Genomic DNA, 19,700 nt, shown 5'->3' with positions numbered 1-19,700 from the left:
GATCGCAGCCTGCGGCAGCTCCCACAGTTTGGATCAGTGGGGTTTGGTGAATCGTTGTACGAGTTTCATGACCACGACGAAGAAGACCGGCACGAAGATCACCGCCAGCGTTGCGGTAATCATCCCGCCGATCACGCCAGTACCGATCGCCTGTTGGCTCGCCGAGCTGGCGCCGGTGGCAATGGCCAATGGCACCACGCCAAGAATGAACGCCAGCGACGTCATCACGATCGGCCGCAGACGCAAACGCGCCGCCTGCAACGTTGCATCGATCAGGTCGTGACCTTCGTCATACAGGCTCTTGGCGAACTCGATGATCAGGATCGCGTTCTTCGCCGACAGACCGATGATGGTGATCAGGCCAACCTTGAAGAACACATCATTGGGCATCCCGCGCAACGTCACCGCCAGCACCGCGCCGAGCACACCCAGCGGCACCACCAGCAACACCGAAGTCGGAATCGACCAGCTCTCGTACAGCGCCGCCAGACACAGGAACACCACCAGCAGCGAAAGACCGAGCAGGATCGGCGCCTGATTGCCAGACAAGCGTTCCTGCAACGACAGGCCGGTCCATTCCTGACCCAGACCTTTCGGCCCCTGTGCAACGAGACGTTCGATTTCCGCCATGGCTTCGCCGGTACTGTGCCCCGCTGACGGTTCACCGGAAATCGCAATCGCCGGATAGCCGTTGTAACGGGTCAACTGCGCCGGGCCCTGAATCCAGTTGGCCTGTACGAATGCAGACAGCGGCACCATGTGCCCGGCGTTGTTGCGCACGTGCATTTTCAGCAGATCGGCCACCTGGCTACGTTGATCACCTTCGGCTTGCACGACAACGCGCTGCATGCGCCCCTGATTGGGGAAGTCGTTGATGTAGCTGGAGCCGACCGCAGTGGACAGCACGTTGCCGATGTCGGCAAACGAGACGCCCAGGGCATTGGCCTGTTTACGATCCACGACCAATTGCACCTGCGGCGCTTCGGCCAGTGCGCTTTCACGCACGTTCATCAGCACTTTGCTCTTCTCGGCGGCCGCGAGCAGTTCAGTTCGCGCTTGCATCAAGGTCGCATGGCCAAGACCACCGCGATCCTGCAAGCGGAACTCGAACCCGCTGGACGTGCCGAGGCCATCCACGGGCGGTGGCAGTACCGAGAACGCCATGGCGTCCTTGATTTCACTCAGCGCGATGTTGGCGCGATCGGCAATCGAGCTGGCGGAATCATCACTGCCACGCTGTGACCAGTCCTTCAGCGTCGAGAATGCCAAAGCCGCGTTCTGGCCACTACCGGAGAAGCTGAAACCGAGAATCACCACACTGTCACTGATCCCTGGCTCGCCGGCGTTATGCGCCTCAAGCTGTTCAGCCACCGCCACCGTACGATTCTTGGTGGCGCCGGGCGGCAGTTGAATGTCGGTGATGGTGTAACCCTGATCTTCCACCGGCAGGAACGAAGAGGGCAGGCGCGCGAAGCACAGACCCAACCCGATCAGCAGCACCACGTAGATCAGCAGATAACGACCGCTGCGTTTCAGCGCATAGCCGACCCAGCCCTGATAACGATCGGTCAGGCGCTCGAAGCGGCGGTTGAACCAGCCGAAGAACCCGGACTTTTCATGATGCTCACCCTTGGCAATCGGCTTGAGCAGTGTCGCGCACAGTGCCGGCGTGAGGGTCAGGGCGAGGAACGCCGAGAACAGAATCGACGTCGCCATCGATAGCGAGAACTGCTGGTAAATCACCCCGACCGAACCTTGCATGAACGCCATCGGAATAAACACCGCGACCAGCACCAGGGTGATGCCGATGATCGCGCCGGTGATCTGCGTCATCGCCTTGCGCGTGGCTTCCTTGGGCGACAGGCCCTCGGTGGCCATGATCCGTTCGACGTTCTCCACCACGACAATCGCGTCGTCGACCAGAATGCCGATGGCCAGCACCATGCCGAACATGGTCAGCACGTTGATCGAGAAGCCCAGCGCGAGCATGGTCGCGAATGTACCCATCAACGCCACTGGCACCACCAGTGTCGGGATCAGCGTGTAACGCACGTTCTGCAGGAACAGGAACATCACCGCGAACACCAGCAACATCGCTTCGCCCAAGGTGTAAACCACTTTGGTGATCGAGACTTTGACGAACGGCGAGGTGTCGTACGGAATCTTGTATTCCACGCCCGCCGGGAAGTAGCGCGCCAGCTCATCCATCTTCGCCCGCACCAGCGTTGCAGTGTTCAGCGCATTGGCGCCCGGCGACAGTTGAACGCCGACAGCGGTGGACGGCTTGCCATTGAGGCGCGTGCCGAACTGATATTCCTGGCTGCCAATTTCGACCCGCGCGACGTCACCGATGCGCACGGTCGAGCCGTCGCGATTGGCTTTCAGCACGATGTCGGCGAACTCTTGCGGCGTCGACAACTGACCCTTTACCAGAATGGTCGCGGTGATTTCCTGGTTCGACGGATTGGGCAGGTCGCCGATGCTGCCGGCGGAGACCTGAGCGTTTTGCGCGACGATGGCTTCATTGACGTCAGCCGGCGTCAGGTTGAAAGCGATCAGCTTCTGCGGATCGATCCAGATGCGCATGGCCCGCTCGGCGCCATACAACTGCGCCTTGCCGACGCCCTCCAGACGCTTGATCTCGTTCATCACGTTGCGCGCCAGATAATCACTGAGCGCCACGTCATCGAGCTTGCCGTCGCTGGAGGTCAGGGTGATCAGCAGGAGAAAACCGGAAGAGACTTTTTCGACCTGCAAGCCCTGTTGATTGACTGCCTGCGGCAGACGCGACTCGACGACCTTGAGGCGGTTCTGCACATCGACCTGCGCCAGCTCCGGGTTGGTGCCCGGCTGGAACGTGGCTTTGATCGTCGCGCTGCCGAGGCTGCTCTGCGATTCGAAGTACAGCAGGTGATCGGCGCCGTTGAGCTCTTCCTCGATCAGGCTGACCACACTTTCATCGACGGTCTGCGCCGAGGCGCCGGGATACACGGCGTAGATTTCGATCTGCGGCGGGGCGACGTCGGGGTATTGCGCCACCGGCAACTGCGGGATGGCCAGCGCACCGGCCAACAGGATGAACAACGCGACGACCCAGGCAAACACCGGGCGGTCGATAAAGAACTGCGGCATAGAAAAGCGTCCTGCTTACTGACCAGAGGTCTGGGCAAGTGGAAGAGGGGTGTCGTCGATCTGCACGGTTTCGCCGGGACGGGCATGTTGCAGGCCTTCGATGACAATGCGGTCGCCGGGCTTGAGGCCGCCGGTGACGATCCAGCGATTGTTCTGCACCGCGCCCAGTTGCACCGGTTGCTCGGCGACGCGCATTTGCTCATCGACGGTCAGCACCTGGGCAATGCCGGCGCTGTCGCGCTGCACGGCGCGTTGCGGCACGGTGATGCCGTTCTGAATGGTTGCCTGCTCGAGACGCACGCGAATGAAACTGCCCGGCAGCAAATCCAGGTCCGGGTTGGGGAATTCGCTGCGCAGGATGATCTGGCCAGTGCCCGGGTCGACCGTGATGTCGCTGAACAGTAATTTGCCCGGCAGCGGATAAAGGCTGCCGTCATCCTGAATCAGCGTGGCTTTGACCTGATCCTGGCCGACTTCCTGCAACTGCCCGGAGCGGAACGCGCGGCGCAGTTCGTTGAGTTCACGGGTCGACTGGGTGAGGTCGGCGTGAATCGGGTTGAGCTGCTGGATCAGCGCCAGTGGTGTGGTTTCGTTCTGCCCGACCAGTGCGCCTTCGGTGACCAGTGCACGACCGACACGCCCGGAAATCGGCGCGGTGACGGTGGCGTAACCGAGGTTCAGTTTTGCGCGTTCGACGGCAGCCTTGTTGGCCGCAACGTCAGCGGCGGTTTGCCGGGCATTGGCGCGGGCGTTGTCGTAGTCCTGGCCGCTAATGGCTTGGTCATCGATCAACTGGGCATAGCGCTGCTCTTGCAGTTTGGCCTGGAACGCATTGGCCTCGGCCTTACGCAGGGCGGCTTCGGCGCTGTCGAGGTCAGCCTTGAACGGTGCCGGGTCGATGCGGAACAGCACGTCGCCCTTTTTCACGTCGCTGCCTTCGCGGAAGGTGCGCTGCAAGACCACTCCGGCCACCCGTGCGCGCACTTCGGCAATTCGCGGCGCGGCGATGCGGCCGCTGAGTTCGCTGCTGAGCGTCAGGGGATGCGCTTCGATCGTCTCGATGCGCACCGTGGCCGGTGGCGTCTGATCCTCTGCCTTCGAGGACGAATCACAGGCGCTCAGTGTCAGCGCCATCGCGATCAGGCCGAGCCCGGCCAGCAGTTTGTTCGACATGTACAACCCCCAATATTGATGTCCGCATCCTACGGGCAGACGCCGAGATTAGCGGTGAAGCTTTGTAGGCGCTGTGTGAAATTGTGTAAGGGTTTTGCTCAGGGATGGGCGAGGGCGTATATCCTTCAGGTCTTGAAATTTATTGCGACAGATAGACAGCTTTCGCGAGCAGGCTCGCTCCCACAAGGAATCGCATTCCAAGTGTGGGAGCGAGCCTGCTCGCGAATGGGCCTTATCAGTCGCCACAGCACTTTCTGGATCACCCATGCCCAACATCCTCCTGGTCGAAGACGACACCGCCCTCGCCGAACTGATTTCCAGCTACCTGGAGCGCAACGGTTATTCCGTCAGCGTGATCGGCCGTGGTGACCACGTGCGCGAACGGGCGCGGGTCAATCCGCCGGATCTGGTGATTCTCGACCTGATGCTGCCCGGCCTCGACGGCCTGCAAGTCTGCCGTTTACTGCGTGCCGATTCAGCGACATTGCCGATCCTGATGCTCACCGCCCGCGACGACAGCCACGATCAGGTTCTGGGCCTGGAAATGGGCGCCGACGATTACGTCACCAAACCTTGCGAACCGCGCGTGTTGCTGGCACGGGTGCGCACCCTGTTGCGCCGCAGCAGCCTCGGCGAACCGCTGACCGCCAATGACCGCATCCTCATGGGCAATCTGTGCATCGACCTGTCCGAGCGCACCGTGACCTGGCGTGATCAACCGGTCGAGTTGTCCAGCGGTGAGTACAACCTGCTCGTGGTCCTGGCCCGTCACGCCGGCGAAGTGTTAAGCCGCGATCAGATCCTGCAACGCCTGCGCGGTATCGAATTCAACGGCACTGACCGTTCGGTGGACGTGGCGATTTCCAAGCTGCGCCGCAAGTTCGACGACCACGCCGGCGAAGCGCGCAAGATCAAGACCGTGTGGGGCAAGGGCTATTTGTTCAGCCGTTCCGAGTGGGAATGCTGAGCTGATGTTTCGCATCCTGTTTCGCCTGTATCTGGTGACGATCGTCTCGTACAGCGCGGCGATCTATCTGGTGCCGGATCTGGTGGTCATGGCGTTCCGCGATCGCTTCGTCACCTACAACCTCGACTATTCGCGCGGCCTGCAATCGCTGATTACCCGCCAGTTTCATGCAGTGCCGCATGAGCAGTGGCCGGCGCTGGCGGCGTCGATGGACAAGGATTTCCAGCCGCTGCACATCGTCCTGGCGCGCATCGACGATGCCGAGTTCACTGCCATCGAGCAGCAGCGCCTGCGCCGTGGCGAAAACGTTGTGCGTATCGGCGACTGGGGCTGGCGCACGCTGGCGGTGACGCCGCTGGATGACACCACCGCTGTGCAAATGGTCGTGCCGCCGGATCCGATGGACGTCAATCTGTTGTACTGGAGTATCAACGTGCTGATCGGCGCGAGCCTGCTCGCCTGCCTGCTGATGTGGTTGCGCCCGCACTGGCGTGATCTGGAACGCCTCAAAGGCACCGCCGAACGCTTCGGTAAAGGCCATTTGAGCGAACGCACGAAAATCGCCGAGAGCTCCAACATCGGCAGCCTCGCCAATGTTTTCGACACCATGGCCGGCGACATCGAAAACCTGCTCAACCAACAACGCGATTTGCTCAACGCCGTGTCCCATGAACTGCGCACGCCGTTGACGCGTCTGGACTTTGGCCTGGCCCTGGCCCTGTCCGATGACTTGCCGACCGCCAGCCGCGAGCGCTTGCTGGGACTGGTCGCGCACATTCGCGAGCTGGATGAGTTGGTGCTGGAGTTGCTTTCCTACAGCCGTTTGCAGAACCCGGCGCAACTGCCGGAGCAGGTCGAGGTGTCGCTGGACGAGTTCATCGACAGCATTCTGGGCAGTGTCGATGAAGAGCTGGAATCACCGGAGATCGTTATCGACGTGTTGCTGCACGGTCAGCTCGAACGCTTCTCCCTCGACCCACGCCTGACCGCGCGGGCAATCCAGAACCTGCTGCGCAACGCCATGCGCTATTGCGAAAAGCGCATTCAGATTGGCGTGCAGGTCAATGCCGCGGGCTGCGAGATCTGGGTCGATGATGACGGCATCGGCATTCCCGATGACGAGCGGGAGCGAATTTTCGAGCCGTTCTATCGACTTGATCGCAGTCGTGATCGCGCCACCGGCGGGTTTGGCCTGGGCCTGGCGATCAGCCGCCGCGCATTGGAGGCGCAGGGCGGCACGTTGACCGTAGAGTCCTCCCCGCTGGGCGGGGCACGGTTCCGGTTGTGGTTGCCCAATAACGCCTGAGCCACATGACGCTGAAAATATCCCTGTGGGAGCGAGCCTGCTCGCGAAAGCGTCGAGTCAGTCAACGCATACTTGGCTGACATACCGCCTTCGCGAGCAGGCTCGCTCCCACAGGGGATTGTGTTGTTCAGACCAGTTCTGTGGATTGAATCAACCCGACCCCGGCACTTTGCATCCGCTCAATCGCTGCCGCCAGTGATCCATTCAGATCGATCGCCCGGCACGCATCCAGCACCACGTAGGCATTGAACCCCGCCGCCCGTGCATCCAGCGCCGAAAACATCACGCAGAAATCCAGTGCCAGCCCCACCATGTAGACCGTATCGATCCCGCGCTCTTTGAGGTAGCCGGCCAGCCCTGTGGTGGTTCGACGATCGGCTTCCAGAAAGGCCGAATAGCTGTCGATATCAGGATTGCAGCCCTTGCGAATGATCAACTGGGCATGAGGCAAGTCGAGTCCCCGGTGAAACTCGGCCCCTGCTGTCGATTGCACACAGTGGTCGGGCCAGAGTGTCTGCTCGCCATAAGGCAACTGGATGACATCGTAGGGCTGGTGACCGGGATGACTGGAGGCGAATGAGGCATGGCCGGTGGGGTGCCAATCCTGTGCAACGACGACCTGGGTGAACTGACGGGCGAGCCGGTTGATCAACGGCACGATCAGATCACCTTCCGGTACCGCTAATTGGCCGCCGGGTGTGAAGTCGTTTTGAACGTCGATCACCAGTAAGGCAGTGCGAGACGAAATCGCCATCGGGGGAGTACTCCTGGAATATGACTTTCTTCGGCGTGGAAGTAACGTTTCTCTTGGCACAAAACGACTGCTCAACGAATTCAGGCGTGGGATAAGCCGCTCTACGATTGCTGCGAATGGCGCCGGCTTTCGTTCGCCTTTTGCGATCACTCCGACCAATGGTAGCGTTTTTACCGGTTTTACAGGGTTCACCTGTCAGATCTGACAGTAGGCAACCGCGGGCGATGGGTGTTTCATGCGCAGGACAAGAACCCCTGCTTCCGATCGTATCGGACCCTGTTCCCGAAGGATGATCACTATGGACGTCAAGACCCTTGAAAAACCGCGAATTGCCGGCATGAGTCAGCCGGTCCCGGGGCCAGAAAATGCAGATGCAGGGCTGCCTCTGGCACTGACTTATCTGTACCCGGAAGGGGTGAAGGTGTTCATCGAACCCGCCACTACCGCGCAGGACAATGACGTCTATGCCGTGCGTTTGAACGGAGAACGGGTTGCGGAGAAACCCATCGCCACCGGCGAGGCCTCTCAACGGGTAATCGTCTATGTGGCTGCGGACAAATGGAAGAGTCCGCTGAATGTTCTTGATTACGGGATAGAGCGAGATGGCGTGGAGCTCGAAGCTTCGGCGCCGTTGACGGTTATTTATCACGACAAGCGTCCGGGTAACGTGGACCGTTTTCCTGAGGAGGAAGGCCATTCCGAACTGGTGTTTGATGTGGCTCCGGATGCGCTGGATGAAGGTGTAGACGCCGAGCGTGCGCGTACAGGCGTAAGCATCAGCGTTACCTACCCGATAATGAGAGCGTTCGACACCATCGTATTGTATTGCAATGGTAAAACCTTCAGTCATGTGGTCAGTGAGGAAGCGGCGGATCAGCAGCGGCCCATCCAGATGACCATCGATGAGGCGACCTTTCGCACGGCCGGTGACAGTGCGCACTTTGAAGTGCGTTACACGGTATTTGATCGTGTGGGTAACAGTCCGGATGTCAACAGTCCGAACTCGGCCAGCCAGTATCTGTACGTCAACCTGAATGGCACCTGGTATGACCCGCCGATCCTCAGCGAGGACCCCGATGATCCTGACGATGACGCCAGCAGCGTCGAACTGGAAAAACTGGCTGGCGAACCGGCAATTGCACAAATCTATGTATCGCGCAGTTGGCTCAGAGACGATGAAATCCGTTTGACGGGGCGCTTCTATGCTAAGGACGGAGCGTTACTGGAACATTTGACGCTGACCGAAAAAGTGAAGAATGCACCGTTTTCCTACTCGATCCCTGTGCCTTACGCTGCGTTTGCTGCCGCCGCGAAGGGACATGCAGTGTTTTCGTATCAGCGCGTCAGCCAGGGGGTCGAACTCGACCGCTCCTATGTCCTGAAAACCAGTATCACCGGCGAGCCCGCTGCGACCCTTTTACCACCTGCACTGGTGGGCTCCGGTTACCTGATCGATCCTCTGGATTTGCCCAACGGTGTGACAGCCCGAGTCGAATACCTGGAGGATCAACCCGGTGACAAAGCGCGGCTGTTGGTCCAAGGCATAACCGGGCCGGGCTCGCCAGTCTTTGTTCCAAGCGCCTTCAACAAGAACCACCGGGCCAACTTTCTGATCGAGTCTTCAGTGCTGGCGGCCAGTCATGGCAAGACAATCCAGCTGTCATGGGAGTTGCTGCGAGGTGCGGCCCCTCAACCCTCCGCGCACCGTGACGTGGTGATCAAGCGGATCGAGGATCGGGATCGACGGCTGCCCACACCCGATATCCCTCAGGCGAGCAACGGGATACTTGATCTGGGTGATTTTACCGGTGGTGCGCAGGCGCAATGTGCGGTGTGGCCATTGATGGCGGAGGGGCAATTGCGTTGGTTTCGTTTGCACGGCACAGATATCAACGGTGACAGTTACACGATTGTCCTCGCCGAGGCTGCTCCAGTGACAGCGCCGGAAAAACACAGCGGGCTGGATAATGCGTTGCCTCGCAGCGAACTCCGGAAACTCAAACCGGGTACGTCCGTGCGCATGGAGTTGAAAGTTGCCTATGACGGGCTCAATGACGAAACCACTGCAGTGGTGTTCAATTCGCCGACATTCACCGTGCTGAATTCTCCCGCGACGTTAATGGAAGATTTCACCGGCGTGCCGAATCAGACGGCACGACAAGGCGCAATCATGGAAACGCCCACTATGCAGATCACGTTCAAATCCGGTGACGGCGAATGCGCGATCATGCCTCGTTCCGACATCGGTCAATCCTTTCCCGGTCGAATCGATGGTCAGGTACTGAGCATCGGCCGCGACGCCTTTGGCGAGGCCGCGCAGGTAGTGGAAATAAAACTGAAGAATGCCTGCTCGCGAATCAGTTTTTTTCATTTAAGCGTTAACTATGAGGACAGCACCGTGGCTTACTACACCAGCAACGGGGAGCTCTTGGGGCGTCAGGCGTTAGGTTCGTCCTACGGCACACCGGTCAATGTTGCCTTTGATGCACCGGGGATCGCACGACTTGAGTTCCATAGTCCGAAACCTGACTGGTTTTCCCTTGACTCCTTTAAAGTGGATGCCTAGTGCCGTCAGACCAGTTCCGCCAACTTGAACTTGCGGTCAAGGCACTAGCCGATGGATCGCGATTTCAACAGCGTTGCGCTCTGCTCAAGTGCAGCCGCCGGAACGTGTCCGATCAACATCCAGGCATGTTCATGCTCTGTCCAGAACACTACGTTCATCTCGTGTCGACGTTCATGCTCAAGCGCTCGGCTACCCTGGTTCGAGCGCGTGACGCATAACGCCAGAGGCCCATGCCTGGCATCGAGGTACATGATCTGTGCGATCGGCACACCGTCGTATTCGAGCACTTGTGCGCGTTTGAATTCGGCACCCGGCAGTTTCAACGTGGCGGGTGAGAGATTCAGGCCCAGACGCGCATCAACCGTGCGCAGTTGCGCGCGTTGGGAGGCTTCGTCGGTGGGCAGGTGATCAAGCGTTTGCGGCACATACAGCGCCATGTAATCGGCCACCAATGCGCGCCAGTTGTTCGATTGCGCGGCGTGCCAGCCGAGGAATAACCGGTCGGCCAACCCGCCTCCGGCCAACAGCGCTGCGGCCGCGCCACCGATAAACCAGCGGCGACTCAGCCCAGGCTTTTCTGGCGAAGGAATGGCATCCAGCCGCGCTTGCAGTCGATCCAGCGGCGCCTGTTGCGCCAGCTCGTCATAGGCGTTCTTGTACGGCAGATTACTGCGGCTCAGCCATTGCACGCGCAGACTCAGCAGCGAGTCTTCGGCAATGGCATTGTCGAGCTGATCGCGGTACTCACGGTCGAGTTCGCCATCGAGGTAGGCGACCAGTTGCTCATCCGAAGGTGTGTTCATGAACGGTCTCCTTCGGTGGATTTCGGCACTGCCTGCAACGGCGGGTATTCGGCGAGTTTGAGGCGGGCGGTGGCCAGACGGCTCATCACAGTGCCGATCGGCACTTGCAGGATTTCAGCGACTTCGCGGTAGGACAAACCCTCGACATAGGCCAGATACACGGTTTCGCGCTGGGTTTCGGGCAGCGCATCGACGCGGCGGATCACTTGCGCGGCCATCACGTGAGTCTGCGCGGCGTACTCACCATCGAACGCCAGTTGGCCATCGGCATCGACCTGTCCTGTCCCCTGACGCACGCGCCTGGCGCGCACTTCGTTGAGCCAGATCGAATGCAGAATGCTCAATAACCAGCGATCCATGCGCGTGCCGGCGTTGTATTGACTAGCGCGCTCCAGCGCCCGCACACACGTGGCCTGCACCAGATCCTCGGCCAAATGCCGATTGCGCGACAGCAACAAACCGTAGCGCCACAGTCGCGCCAGATGCTGTCCGAGTTCTGCTCTGAATGCCTGATCGTTGACGATGATGGCGGCCCTTATATGTGCTCAGGTTTTCGATGAATCGTTGATGGCTTCGGCCAGGTCCTGGTATTCCTCGCAGGACATACCGCAAATCGATTTGATCTGCTGCAACTGTTCCTGCGCCAGATCGACGCGACCTTTGATCACATAGGCCTCGCCGAGGTATTCGCGCACTTGCGCGTACTGCGGATCGAGCTTCACCGATTGCAGGTAATAACTGATGCCTTCGTCAGTGCGCCCCAGTTTGCGTGTGGCATAACCGCGATAGTTGAGGGCCTTGGCAGTGTTCGGTTGTTTCAGTGTATCGAGCAGTGCCAGGGCTTCTTCGTAGCGTCCGGCCTTGGCTAGGCGATAGGCGTAATCGGTACGGTCAGCGTCCGGTAACAGGCTGCTGGTTTGCAGCACGCACTTCTGCGTTTTGCTGTCCCAGACCTGGCCTTTCGGGCATTCGGGTTTCTGCACCGGCGCTTCTTCATCACCATTGGCCAAGGCCAGTTGGCTGGACATCGCGGCGACCAGCAGCAACGGGGCGGCGAACATAACGGAACGGATAGTCATGGGCAAGGCTCCACAGGGGGTTATGTTTCACTTTGAACACCACAGCGTGAATTTTTATTCATTGCTTTATCAGTGACTGTTCAAGTTCAGCGTAAATTCAAGCGCTATGCTCGGGAGCGTCTGCCGTCGATCCGATGTTTTGCCGTAAGGAGCGTTGCCATGACCGACCAAATCCATCACTCAGCCGCTGCCGGCTACAAAACCGCCGCCGACACCTACGTCAAAGGGCGGCCGGACTATCCGCCGCAGGTCAGTGAGTGGTTGACCGCGACGCTGGGCCTGGATGGACATAAAACCGTGATCGATCTGGGTGCCGGCACCGGAAAATTCACCGGGCGTCTGGTAGCGACTGGCGCGCAAGTGATCGCGGTTGAGCCAGTGGCGCAAATGCTGGAAAAGCTCTCGGACGCCTGGCCTGAAGTGCTAGCCGTGAGCGGCACGGCGACTGACTTGCCGTTGCCCGACGCTTCCGTGGATGTGGTGATTTGCGCGCAAGCGTTTCACTGGTTCGCCAGCACCGAAGCACTGACGGAAATCGCCCGGGTGCTCAAGCCCGGTGGCAAGTTGGGGCTGATCTGGAACCTGCGCGACACCCAGATCAGTTGGGTGCCGAAACTGGATGCCATCGTCAACGCGCTGGAGGGCGACACGCCGCGTTACTACACCGGCGCCTGGCGCGAGGCCTTTCCGCACCCGGCGTTCGAGCCTCTGCAGGTCGAACGGTTTCACCATGGCCATACCGGCTCGCCGGAAGACGTGATCTTCAATCGAGTGCGCTCGACCAGTTTCATCGCCGCGCTGCCGGAGGCGCAGCGGGCGCAGATTGATGAGCAGATTCGCGCGTTGATTGCCGCCGAGCCGGAACTGCGTGGCAGAGATGTGCTGACGGTGCCGTATGAAACGGCTGCGTATGTCGCGGTGAGGCAGGGGTGAGGAAGCCGCGCTGTGAGAGGCGTTCGGCTGCCCGGATAGCGCATTATGTGTTGTCCGGGGTTCCGGACAGGCCAGTTGTCAAACCGCTGAATTTGAACACGCCTTTCTTAACGTCAACGGTCTTCTCTCCCGATTGGGTTTTACCGACAAACTCGATAGTCCCTTCCAGTCGGGGATCATCGACTGACGGGACAACCGTTAGAGTCATCTTGCCTGTCGTTGAAAAGTACGATGTCAAATCAGCCTGGTCACCAAACGCATAGCTGGCTCGATAGCTACGGTCCTCTTCGCTAAGAACATGATCGCCAGTGTTGGCGTCCTCAGGGACGTAGACACTCAGCCATGCATATTGAAGGCGAGGGGATTCAGAGATGACCTGCTCACCAAGGCCTTGCCAATAAGGCCCCTGATCAGGGAGGTATCCTTCGGTCAGACGCACCTTGCTCGCGTTGAACAGCGGGCGCCCACCTGCTTCCGTCTCCGCAGTAAATTCCCCTGTAGTGTTTTTCTCGAAATCACTCATCGCCAATGCTCCTGATGCATGAACTGAGTGGGAGCAAGCTCCCGGTGAGGACTCAAGTTACTGCATCAGGATGTACCGCATAACTGTCATAGTTGACAGTTGACATCGAGGTTGATGAGGCATTCTTGAACGAGCTACACCTAGCCCTTACTGACACCGCCCCCTGTGGGAGCGAGCCTGCTCGCGAAGTCAATCTCCCCGGCATCCGATAACCCGGATCAACCCACCCGAGCCAGATCCACCGCTTTCCTGTTGCGCTCGCGAACCCCACGCACGACCAGATACAACAACGGCCCGATCGACACAAACACCGCCGTCAGCAACAAATACGGCAGCACTGACCAGACCGACTGCCCACGCGAACGCGCATCCTTGACCATCCACACGCCCGCCAGCGTGGCCAGCAGATACAGATCAATCACCACCTGCGCGGTATCGGGCCGCGACATCAGGCTGATGCCGAAGTCGACCAATGACTGTTCAGCCTGGAGCATCACTGAAACGGTATAACCGCTGAACGCGAGCAAAGCCGTGAGGGGCAGGGCGATAGCCATCATGCAATCCTTCCTTGGTGTGATGAGAGAGTCGCCAGACTAACGTCGCCACGCAAAATTGGCCATTGACTTGCCAGCACCGTGCAGGCTAATTTCCAGTCCATGACTTCGACTGTATCGCGTTGCCAGCCAATGATTATTACCGCCATTCCTCATTTGGCGGGCTAGCTCACGACTGCAGCACCCAACCCGCCCTAGAGGCGGGTTTTTACTTTCTGTCTCCGGGGTTTTGAAAAATGTCAGGAGACGACCATGCCGCACAGCCCCGATCAGCAAACCCTGCTTGAGCACTACGTGAAAAAGATCCTCGCCGCGCCGGTGTACGACCTCGCGGTGCGCACGCCTTTGCAAGCGGCGCCGGCACTGTCGGAGGCGCTGGGCAACCGGATTCTGCTCAAGCGTGAAGACCTGCAACCGACGTTCTCCTTCAAGATCCGTGGCGCCTACAACAAATTGGTGCAATTGAGCGACGAACAGAGGGCGCGGGGGGTAATCACCGCATCGGCTGGCAATCACGCGCAAGGCGTGGCATTGGCAGCACGCGAACTGGGGATTGCAGCGACCATCGTCATGCCAGCGACAACGCCGGAATTGAAAGTGCTGGGTGTACGCAGTCGCGGCGCTGAAGCGTTGCTGCACGGCGAGAGTTTCCCGTTCGCACTGGCCCATGCGCTGCAACTGGCGCAACAGACTGGGCGCACCTTCGTTTCACCGTTCGATGACCCGGAAGTGATCGCCGGGCAGGGCACCGTGGCAATGGAAATCCTCCGCCAGCATCAAGGCACACTGGATGCGATTTTTATCCCGGTGGGCGGCGGCGGTCTGATCGCCGGCATCGCGGCCTACATCAAATACCTGCGTCCAGAAGTGCGGATCATCGGCGTCGAATCTGAACACTCCGCGTGCCTGAAGGCTGCATTGGAGGCGGATCAGCGCGTGGTGCTGCCCAATGTCGGCACCTTCGCCGATGGCGTGGCGGTAGCGCAGATTGGCGCGTTCGGGTTTGAGGTTTGCCGCTTTTGCGTCGACGAAGTCATCACCGTCAGCAACGACGATCTCTGCGCGGCGATCAAGAATATCTACGACGATACCCGCTCGATCACCGAACCGTCCGGCGCTTTGGCCGTGGCCGGGATCAAGCAGTACGTAGCGCGAACCGGGGTGCGCGAGCAGACATTCGTGGCGATCGACTCGGGCGCCAATATCAACTTCGACAGCCTGCGCCATGTCGCCGAGCGCGCCGCGATGTGCGGCGTCTCGGCATGATGAGGTTTACGGCAGCAATGGGCGCAGGAAGCTGCGCTCGTAGCTGACGATGAACTTCTTCTCGACCAGGCTGGCAACCAGTGCGGTGCTTTCCGGATCGGTCATCGCGATGTGCCGATAGCTTTCGTAATCCGCCAGCGACGGAAAACTGAACAGGCAATAAGCGATGTTGCTCGCGCCTTCGGACGGCAAAAAGTAGCCGTGATGGGTGCCGCCCAAGCGCTCGACGATGCCGAGCCAGGCCTTGGCGTAGGCCTCGAACTCAGGCAATTGGTAGGGATCAATGACATATCGGACGTGGCAGGTAATCAAACGAAGCACTCCTTGTTCCGGTTATTCCTGCAGGGCTGTACCGACTTTGTCCGACGCCGACCAGATGCGATAACGCACTTCGACGTCAGACGGCGCATACACCACGACCGGCAACTTGCTGTTGTAACGCAGCATGAAACCGTCACCAACGACCGGCACGAACGCGCGCTTCTTCTGGCTGCCGGGTGGGCAGGCCATCATCGTGCTCATCGGCCCAATGACTTTTTCCAGGCGATAGAACGGATAACCCCAGCCCTCAAGATTCTTCTCATCGAGAACGCCGCCCAAACGCTGGCGATTGCAGTCCACTTCCAGGGTTTTGCCGGCGAGAATTTCCACCTGGAAGTTTTCTTCCTGCTCTTGCTTGGGCAAGTGAATGACCTGGCGGGTGAACCCGGCTTCAGCCTTCGGGAACGGCGCGACGTCTTCAAGCTTGGCGGCGTGGGCGAGGGTGGACAGGCTGGCGATGAACAAACCGGTGGTCGCGTAAACGCGTAAAGAACCCATGGAAGCCTCCGTGCGGGTGTAGGGTGGATGACGGGCATTCTTACCGTCATGGACCGTGATTGCAAACCAGCGTCGAGTTGCAAAATGCAGTGCCGGCAGGGGCCATTCTTGCAATTTGCAAGTAGCCAAATGCTGGCACCGCCGCCAAGTGCTTGATTTCATGAGGGTGAAAATGAACCGATGAAAGGCACGCTTTATGCGTCTTTTCAGTGCGGCGCACCGGCCTTGGGCGCCTACACTCCAATGGGCATTTCGCAGTACCACCGCTTGTCGCACCAGGGAAACAGCGGGGACACACCCGTGCAGGGGCAGCAACGGTCAGCGTGAATACTTGATTGGCATCTCACAGTAAGGAGAGGGTTTCGCCATGTTTCTGTCTGCCTTGGAACTACGCAATATCATTGAAAGCAGTTTTCTGCCGAAACGCTGCCAGTGCACGCTGTCGCCGGACTTGTCGATGACCGTCAAGGTTTTCGGCGATCACCAGACCGATCAGGTCGATCTGCTGGTCAGTGGCATCGACGCCAGCCACCTCAATGGTTGTCGTGAAATCAACGAACTGATCGCCGGGCTGCGCTCAGATCTGAACCAGCAAACTGTGCAACATCACTACAGCCCACGCTCCAGAGTCGTCTAACGTACCGTTTCACCCAGTTCGACCGTCACGCGCCGGGCCTGCACAAAACCAAGGCCCAGCGCGAACTCGACCAGCACCGCGAGCAAAATCCCGGGGCCGGCATGACCGTTGAGCCATTCCGCAAACCCCAACACCGCCAAACCAAAACAACCGACGATAAACCCGTTGCTCAGCGCATTGCGCCCCAGCGACGGCGGTGCGTTGCGCACCAGATAAAACATCACTCCCAACGCCGCAAACAGCACCGCACTGCGCCGCGCGACAAACCCCGCAGCGTCGGAATACTCGATACTCCAGATCGCCAGCAGCATGTCCGGGACAAAGCCCCAGGCCAGCGCCAACAGAAAACACAACGAAGAAGTGAGACCCGACAACGTGCGAAACGACAACTGCATGGCGAATCCTTGCGGCAGTGAGGAGGGCTCCGAGCATAACCGCCGAAACTCCCCACGCCTACCGCAAACCCGTAAATCAGACGTTTCTGTCAGTTCTGGAAGTTGCACGCGTCAGACAATTTCCGGTAGCTGATTTCCTCAGGCTTACCGGCGTTGTCGATGTACTTCATATCGGCCGTAACCACTTTGCACGTTTGTGTTGGCGGCTCGGTCAACGACACCACCTTGGCCACATGCAGCGGCATGCCGTACTCATACGGCACGGCTTTGGACGTGGCAGAGGTGCCATTGGCCTGGGCCAGCCCGGCGAACGCGGTGCAGGCGAGGGCGACGCTGAGCAATAAAGGACGAATGTTCATGAAAGGACTCCCGAGTGGCGGTTCTAGAGTTCGGCGTGATTCAGCCGAACCTGCCGCACTGGGCAACAGCCAGAATGGCTGAGGGCGTGCGGTTCAGTAGAGTTTTTGACCACGGCGTTAAGGGATGGTTAACCGAGCTGAACGCCGGCTGTCAGGGAGTGCGGCGGTTTTCTCAGGAAGGTTTGGCGAATTCCTACAAAGGCTGGTGCCTTGTCTGCTTTCGGCGGTTGGAGCAGGGCGGTTATTGTCGGTTGCCGCTGCAAAATCAGTGGTTCGGGTTTGGTCACCTGACAACTTCCTCATTGCAGATGTGCCATCATTTGCGCTGCGGACATCTATGTCCGTGCGGTGCATAGCTGTGGCGGCTGTGTGCAGGACGCCTTCGGGCGAGCTGAGTTGGGGTTGTTCTCGGTTGACCAAGCCTGCACACAGTCCGCCTCCCACTGTTTGGTCACAGTGCTGGCGGTTACTTTCGCCCCAATTGAGTAATCACCTATGCCGATAATCAAACTGCTACAAAACCGCTATCTCCCCCTCAGCAGCAACGTCACCGAAACCCCGACGCTGCTCATCGACACCCAAGCCAACCCGAAAGACATCCTCGAAGCCGCCGTCCAGCGCATCCGCGCCGCCGCCGACCTGCTCGAAACCCTGCATTGCCTGTGCTTCAAACACGCCGACGTGCAAGACATTCCACACATCACCCATGCGCTGTACCTGCTGACGCAGGATGGCAATGATTTGCTGCAGGTGGCGCAGCAGCAGATGTTGAGCTGGAAGGCGCCGGTTTGATCTCTGTTTGAATTGTCTAGCAGTCACGGGCAGAGGCATTTCCTGCCCGTGCTTGATGTTTACAACAGCTAGTTAGAGAAGAGACTCTCAATTAGGAACAGGAGCAAACGGGCTGACCAAGTCTGGACTCCATTTCAACTCAACAATATTTTTGGGTAAAAAGCGCACGTGCAAATACACATCACCACGTTTTCGGCGAGGTAGCGGTAAAATTACCTCATGGTTCTCCTTCTGGACGCCTTGCCGAAACTGTTCGCCAGTCCTACTGAGAATCCAAGAAACACGAACGGTTTCTCCTTCAATTCGTTGGCAGCACATAACCCCTCCGCCACCCATTGCGAACAGGTTGCCTCCCCAAAAGTCATTTATCCAAAAGCTTAAAATTGGACGATCTGTATAGTTTTCTGACGTCAGCATGGCGCCGGGCGTACGAAATAGATCAATGATTTTTGGGGTGGCGTAGCTAAGCAGCAAAGCCAGTACAGCCAGGGCTATTCGCCTTCTTCGCCATGTTCGTTTTCGACGTACGTCCGCAGCAATATCTATCAAATGACTAAAATTCCAAGGTAAGAGGTTACATTCCGGCTTTATGCCTGGAGAGGACTTCACCGATCGCGAACCGATAAGTCACACTTCAATTTTTCCTGGATTAGAATCAAGAGGGTTGTTTTAACTTGGATGCAGTGCACTTTGATGCGGTCATACTGGCTTCGCGACCGGTGACGCTGAGGACTTGCAGGTCGGCGTTGGCGCCTTCGAGCGTGAGGGTAATGTGTGTTGCGTTGGCGTCCAGCATGCCTTGAATTCCGTCCGTTGAATAAGCAGGTGGCGAATGTTGCAGGATAGAGCTACCGCCTTCAAGGCGCAAAATCTGATGAAAAGGAAGAAACTCAAGCTTCTTCCTTTTTACTCACCAAGAGCCATACGGCACTCCAAATTTATCTACATAAGCCTTGGAAACATCTGAAAATGAATCATACTGACCAGCGGATTTTCCCTCATAGGGTCCACGTGGGTCGATTTCGGCCCGAACTCTTGCAACCTCTACAGGAGGTAGACAAGAACCAAGTACCCAAACTTTAACTATTCCACCCGGGGCAAGTCCTATTACAAGTACATCTCGATATTCTGAGATCTCTTTGCCGTCGAATGCACAGTAAACAGTTTTCTCTTTACGCATCAATTCACGGACCGATTCAGGCACATCAATAGCGACTTGGTAAGTCTGTGGCTCAACTAAGGACTGCCAACGAACGTAAAGTTTTTTGGGAAAGTCTGCACCAGTTTACGTATTTCCCTTACCTCGCCCGGTTCTTTTTGGCCAACCATCTTGGATGGCCGGAATTGTTAGCTGGTGTTTGGATTGCGGAGACACCACTCATAGCCCTCCGGTAGACTTGCCCCTTTGAATCGATTACATCCGCCGTTTCGATCCAGACCTCCATATAGTTTGGCGCCAAGAATCCGAGATACCAAGCTTCATAGTAAAGAACCGCTATTGGAAGAGGTACAACTGCTAATTAGCACGGCTGCAGTAATGCAGCGTGTAAAACTACTTATTGCCGTTAGCAAATAACACCTTCATGCGGATCTCCCCGAAAATCACTTGCTTTATCAGCTAATGCCAGACGGACCTTATTTT

The 19,700-nt window shown here is 58.4% G+C and carries 20 protein-coding genes and 2 pseudogenes; 7 read left to right on the top strand and 15 right to left on the bottom strand.

The window, feature by feature from the left end; translation table 11 throughout:
- Positions 1–33: 33 nt before the first annotated feature.
- Together ACM6IN_RS00490 and ACM6IN_RS00485 are read right to left on the bottom strand one after the other, a co-directional pair.
- Positions 34–3,132: a multidrug efflux RND transporter permease subunit gene (locus tag ACM6IN_RS00490; RefSeq protein WP_414915166.1), complete on the bottom strand. Its 3,099-nt coding sequence runs from the start codon at positions 3,130–3,132 to the stop codon at positions 34–36.
- A gap of 15 nt (positions 3,133–3,147) precedes the next feature.
- Complete coding sequence (locus ACM6IN_RS00485; protein WP_007912173.1) at positions 3,148–4,305, bottom strand: efflux RND transporter periplasmic adaptor subunit; 1,158 nt, start codon at positions 4,303–4,305, stop codon at positions 3,148–3,150.
- A 265-nt stretch (positions 4,306–4,570) separates the two neighbouring features.
- Here ACM6IN_RS00485 and ACM6IN_RS00480 point away from each other — a divergent pair, with 265 nt between their 5' ends.
- Both ACM6IN_RS00480 and ACM6IN_RS00475 read left to right on the top strand, forming a co-directional pair.
- Positions 4,571–5,272, top strand: a complete 702-nt coding sequence (locus ACM6IN_RS00480; RefSeq protein WP_007912171.1) for a response regulator transcription factor — start codon at positions 4,571–4,573, stop codon at positions 5,270–5,272.
- Positions 5,273–5,276: 4 nt separating this feature from the next.
- Entirely contained in the window at positions 5,277–6,578 is a 1,302-nt protein-coding gene (locus ACM6IN_RS00475) for an ATP-binding protein (protein WP_414915165.1), read from the top strand.
- Between the two features lie 127 nt (positions 6,579–6,705).
- Here ACM6IN_RS00475 and pncA read toward each other — a convergent pair whose 3' ends face one another.
- A complete protein-coding gene (gene pncA / locus ACM6IN_RS00470; protein ID WP_414915164.1) occupies positions 6,706–7,332 on the bottom strand; it encodes a bifunctional nicotinamidase/pyrazinamidase in 627 nt (208 codons plus the stop codon).
- Positions 7,333–7,630: 298 nt separating this feature from the next.
- On the opposite strand from pncA, the gene ACM6IN_RS00465 reads away from it, so the two are divergent.
- On the top strand, positions 7,631–9,898 hold the full coding sequence (locus ACM6IN_RS00465; protein ID WP_414915163.1) for a hypothetical protein: 2,268 nt from the start codon (positions 7,631–7,633) through the stop codon (positions 9,896–9,898).
- Between the two features lie 44 nt (positions 9,899–9,942).
- Here ACM6IN_RS00465 and ACM6IN_RS00460 read toward each other — a convergent pair whose 3' ends face one another.
- From ACM6IN_RS00460 to ACM6IN_RS00450, 3 genes are all read right to left on the bottom strand, one after another.
- Complete coding sequence (locus ACM6IN_RS00460) at positions 9,943–10,701, bottom strand: anti-sigma factor family protein (protein ID WP_414915162.1); 759 nt, start codon at positions 10,699–10,701, stop codon at positions 9,943–9,945.
- Positions 10,698–11,183, bottom strand: coding sequence for a sigma-70 family RNA polymerase sigma factor (locus ACM6IN_RS00455; protein ID WP_414915229.1), 486 nt, complete (start codon positions 11,181–11,183; stop codon positions 10,698–10,700). Before ACM6IN_RS00455 ends, ACM6IN_RS00460 begins: the two co-directional genes overlap by 4 nt.
- 63 nt (positions 11,184–11,246) lie before the next feature.
- Entirely contained in the window at positions 11,247–11,780 is a 534-nt protein-coding gene (locus ACM6IN_RS00450; RefSeq protein ID WP_414915161.1) for a tetratricopeptide repeat protein, read from the bottom strand.
- A gap of 159 nt (positions 11,781–11,939) precedes the next feature.
- Between ACM6IN_RS00450 and ACM6IN_RS00445 the strand changes: the two genes are divergently transcribed.
- Positions 11,940–12,713: a class I SAM-dependent methyltransferase gene (locus ACM6IN_RS00445; protein ID WP_414915160.1), complete on the top strand. Its 774-nt coding sequence runs from the start codon at positions 11,940–11,942 to the stop codon at positions 12,711–12,713.
- Positions 12,714–12,756: 43 nt separating this feature from the next.
- On the opposite strand, the gene ACM6IN_RS00440 is transcribed toward ACM6IN_RS00445, so the two are convergent.
- Together ACM6IN_RS00440 and ACM6IN_RS00435 are read right to left on the bottom strand one after the other, a co-directional pair.
- A complete protein-coding gene (locus tag ACM6IN_RS00440) occupies positions 12,757–13,236 on the bottom strand; it encodes a hypothetical protein (RefSeq protein ID WP_414915159.1) in 480 nt (159 codons plus the stop codon).
- A gap of 218 nt (positions 13,237–13,454) precedes the next feature.
- Positions 13,455–13,793 (bottom strand): DUF2834 domain-containing protein, encoded by a 339-nt coding sequence (locus tag ACM6IN_RS00435; protein ID WP_414915158.1) that lies wholly within the window; start codon positions 13,791–13,793, stop codon positions 13,455–13,457.
- Between the two features lie 249 nt (positions 13,794–14,042).
- Here ACM6IN_RS00435 and ilvA point away from each other — a divergent pair.
- Positions 14,043–15,038: pseudogene (ilvA, locus tag ACM6IN_RS00430) on the top strand (threonine ammonia-lyase, biosynthetic); the annotation flags it as partial.
- Positions 15,039–15,062: 24 nt separating this feature from the next.
- On the opposite strand, the gene ACM6IN_RS00425 reads toward ilvA, so the two are convergent.
- Complete coding sequence (locus ACM6IN_RS00425) at positions 15,063–15,368, bottom strand: NIPSNAP family protein (RefSeq protein ID WP_064362707.1); 306 nt, start codon at positions 15,366–15,368, stop codon at positions 15,063–15,065.
- Between the two features lie 21 nt (positions 15,369–15,389).
- A complete protein-coding gene (gene eco, locus ACM6IN_RS00420) occupies positions 15,390–15,875 on the bottom strand; it encodes a serine protease inhibitor ecotin (protein WP_007912158.1) in 486 nt (161 codons plus the stop codon).
- 367 nt (positions 15,876–16,242) lie between these two features.
- Here eco and ACM6IN_RS00415 point away from each other — a divergent pair, with 367 nt between their 5' ends.
- Positions 16,243–16,512: a DUF1652 domain-containing protein gene (locus tag ACM6IN_RS00415; protein WP_007912157.1), complete on the top strand. Its 270-nt coding sequence runs from the start codon at positions 16,243–16,245 to the stop codon at positions 16,510–16,512.
- Here the strand turns inward: ACM6IN_RS00415 and ACM6IN_RS00410 are convergent.
- Together ACM6IN_RS00410 and ACM6IN_RS00405 are read right to left on the bottom strand one after the other, a co-directional pair.
- A complete protein-coding gene (locus tag ACM6IN_RS00410; protein WP_414915157.1) occupies positions 16,509–16,907 on the bottom strand; it encodes a hypothetical protein in 399 nt (132 codons plus the stop codon). The genes ACM6IN_RS00415 and ACM6IN_RS00410 overlap by 4 nt on opposite strands.
- Before the next feature lie 89 nt (positions 16,908–16,996).
- Positions 16,997–17,266 (bottom strand): DUF2790 domain-containing protein, encoded by a 270-nt coding sequence (locus ACM6IN_RS00405; protein ID WP_414915156.1) that lies wholly within the window; start codon positions 17,264–17,266, stop codon positions 16,997–16,999.
- A 495-nt stretch (positions 17,267–17,761) separates the two neighbouring features.
- Here ACM6IN_RS00405 and ACM6IN_RS00400 point away from each other — a divergent pair, with 495 nt between their 5' ends.
- Positions 17,762–18,058: a hypothetical protein gene (locus ACM6IN_RS00400; RefSeq protein WP_007912147.1), complete on the top strand. Its 297-nt coding sequence runs from the start codon at positions 17,762–17,764 to the stop codon at positions 18,056–18,058.
- An 87-nt stretch (positions 18,059–18,145) separates the two neighbouring features.
- On the opposite strand, the gene ACM6IN_RS00395 is transcribed toward ACM6IN_RS00400, so the two are convergent.
- From ACM6IN_RS00395 to ACM6IN_RS00385, 3 genes and pseudogenes are all read right to left on the bottom strand, one after another.
- Positions 18,146–18,667 carry a DUF3304 domain-containing protein gene (locus tag ACM6IN_RS00395; protein ID WP_414915155.1) on the bottom strand — a complete coding sequence of 174 codons (522 nt, stop codon included), beginning with the start codon at positions 18,665–18,667 and terminating at the stop codon, positions 18,146–18,148.
- A 46-nt stretch (positions 18,668–18,713) separates the two neighbouring features.
- Positions 18,714–18,854 carry a hypothetical protein gene (locus ACM6IN_RS00390; RefSeq protein WP_414915234.1) on the bottom strand — a complete coding sequence of 47 codons (141 nt, stop codon included), beginning with the start codon at positions 18,852–18,854 and terminating at the stop codon, positions 18,714–18,716.
- A gap of 114 nt (positions 18,855–18,968) precedes the next feature.
- A pseudogene (locus ACM6IN_RS00385) lies at positions 18,969–19,274 on the bottom strand (DUF2931 family protein); the annotation flags it as partial.
- Positions 19,275–19,700 lie beyond the last annotated feature (426 nt).

The sequence above is a fragment of the Pseudomonas sp. IT-P395 genome, assembly GCF_949767675.1.
GTDB lineage: Bacteria > Pseudomonadota > Gammaproteobacteria > Pseudomonadales > Pseudomonadaceae > Aquipseudomonas.
Note: the sequence above shows the minus strand (reverse complement) of the source record. Positions and strands in the feature narration are given on the sequence as shown.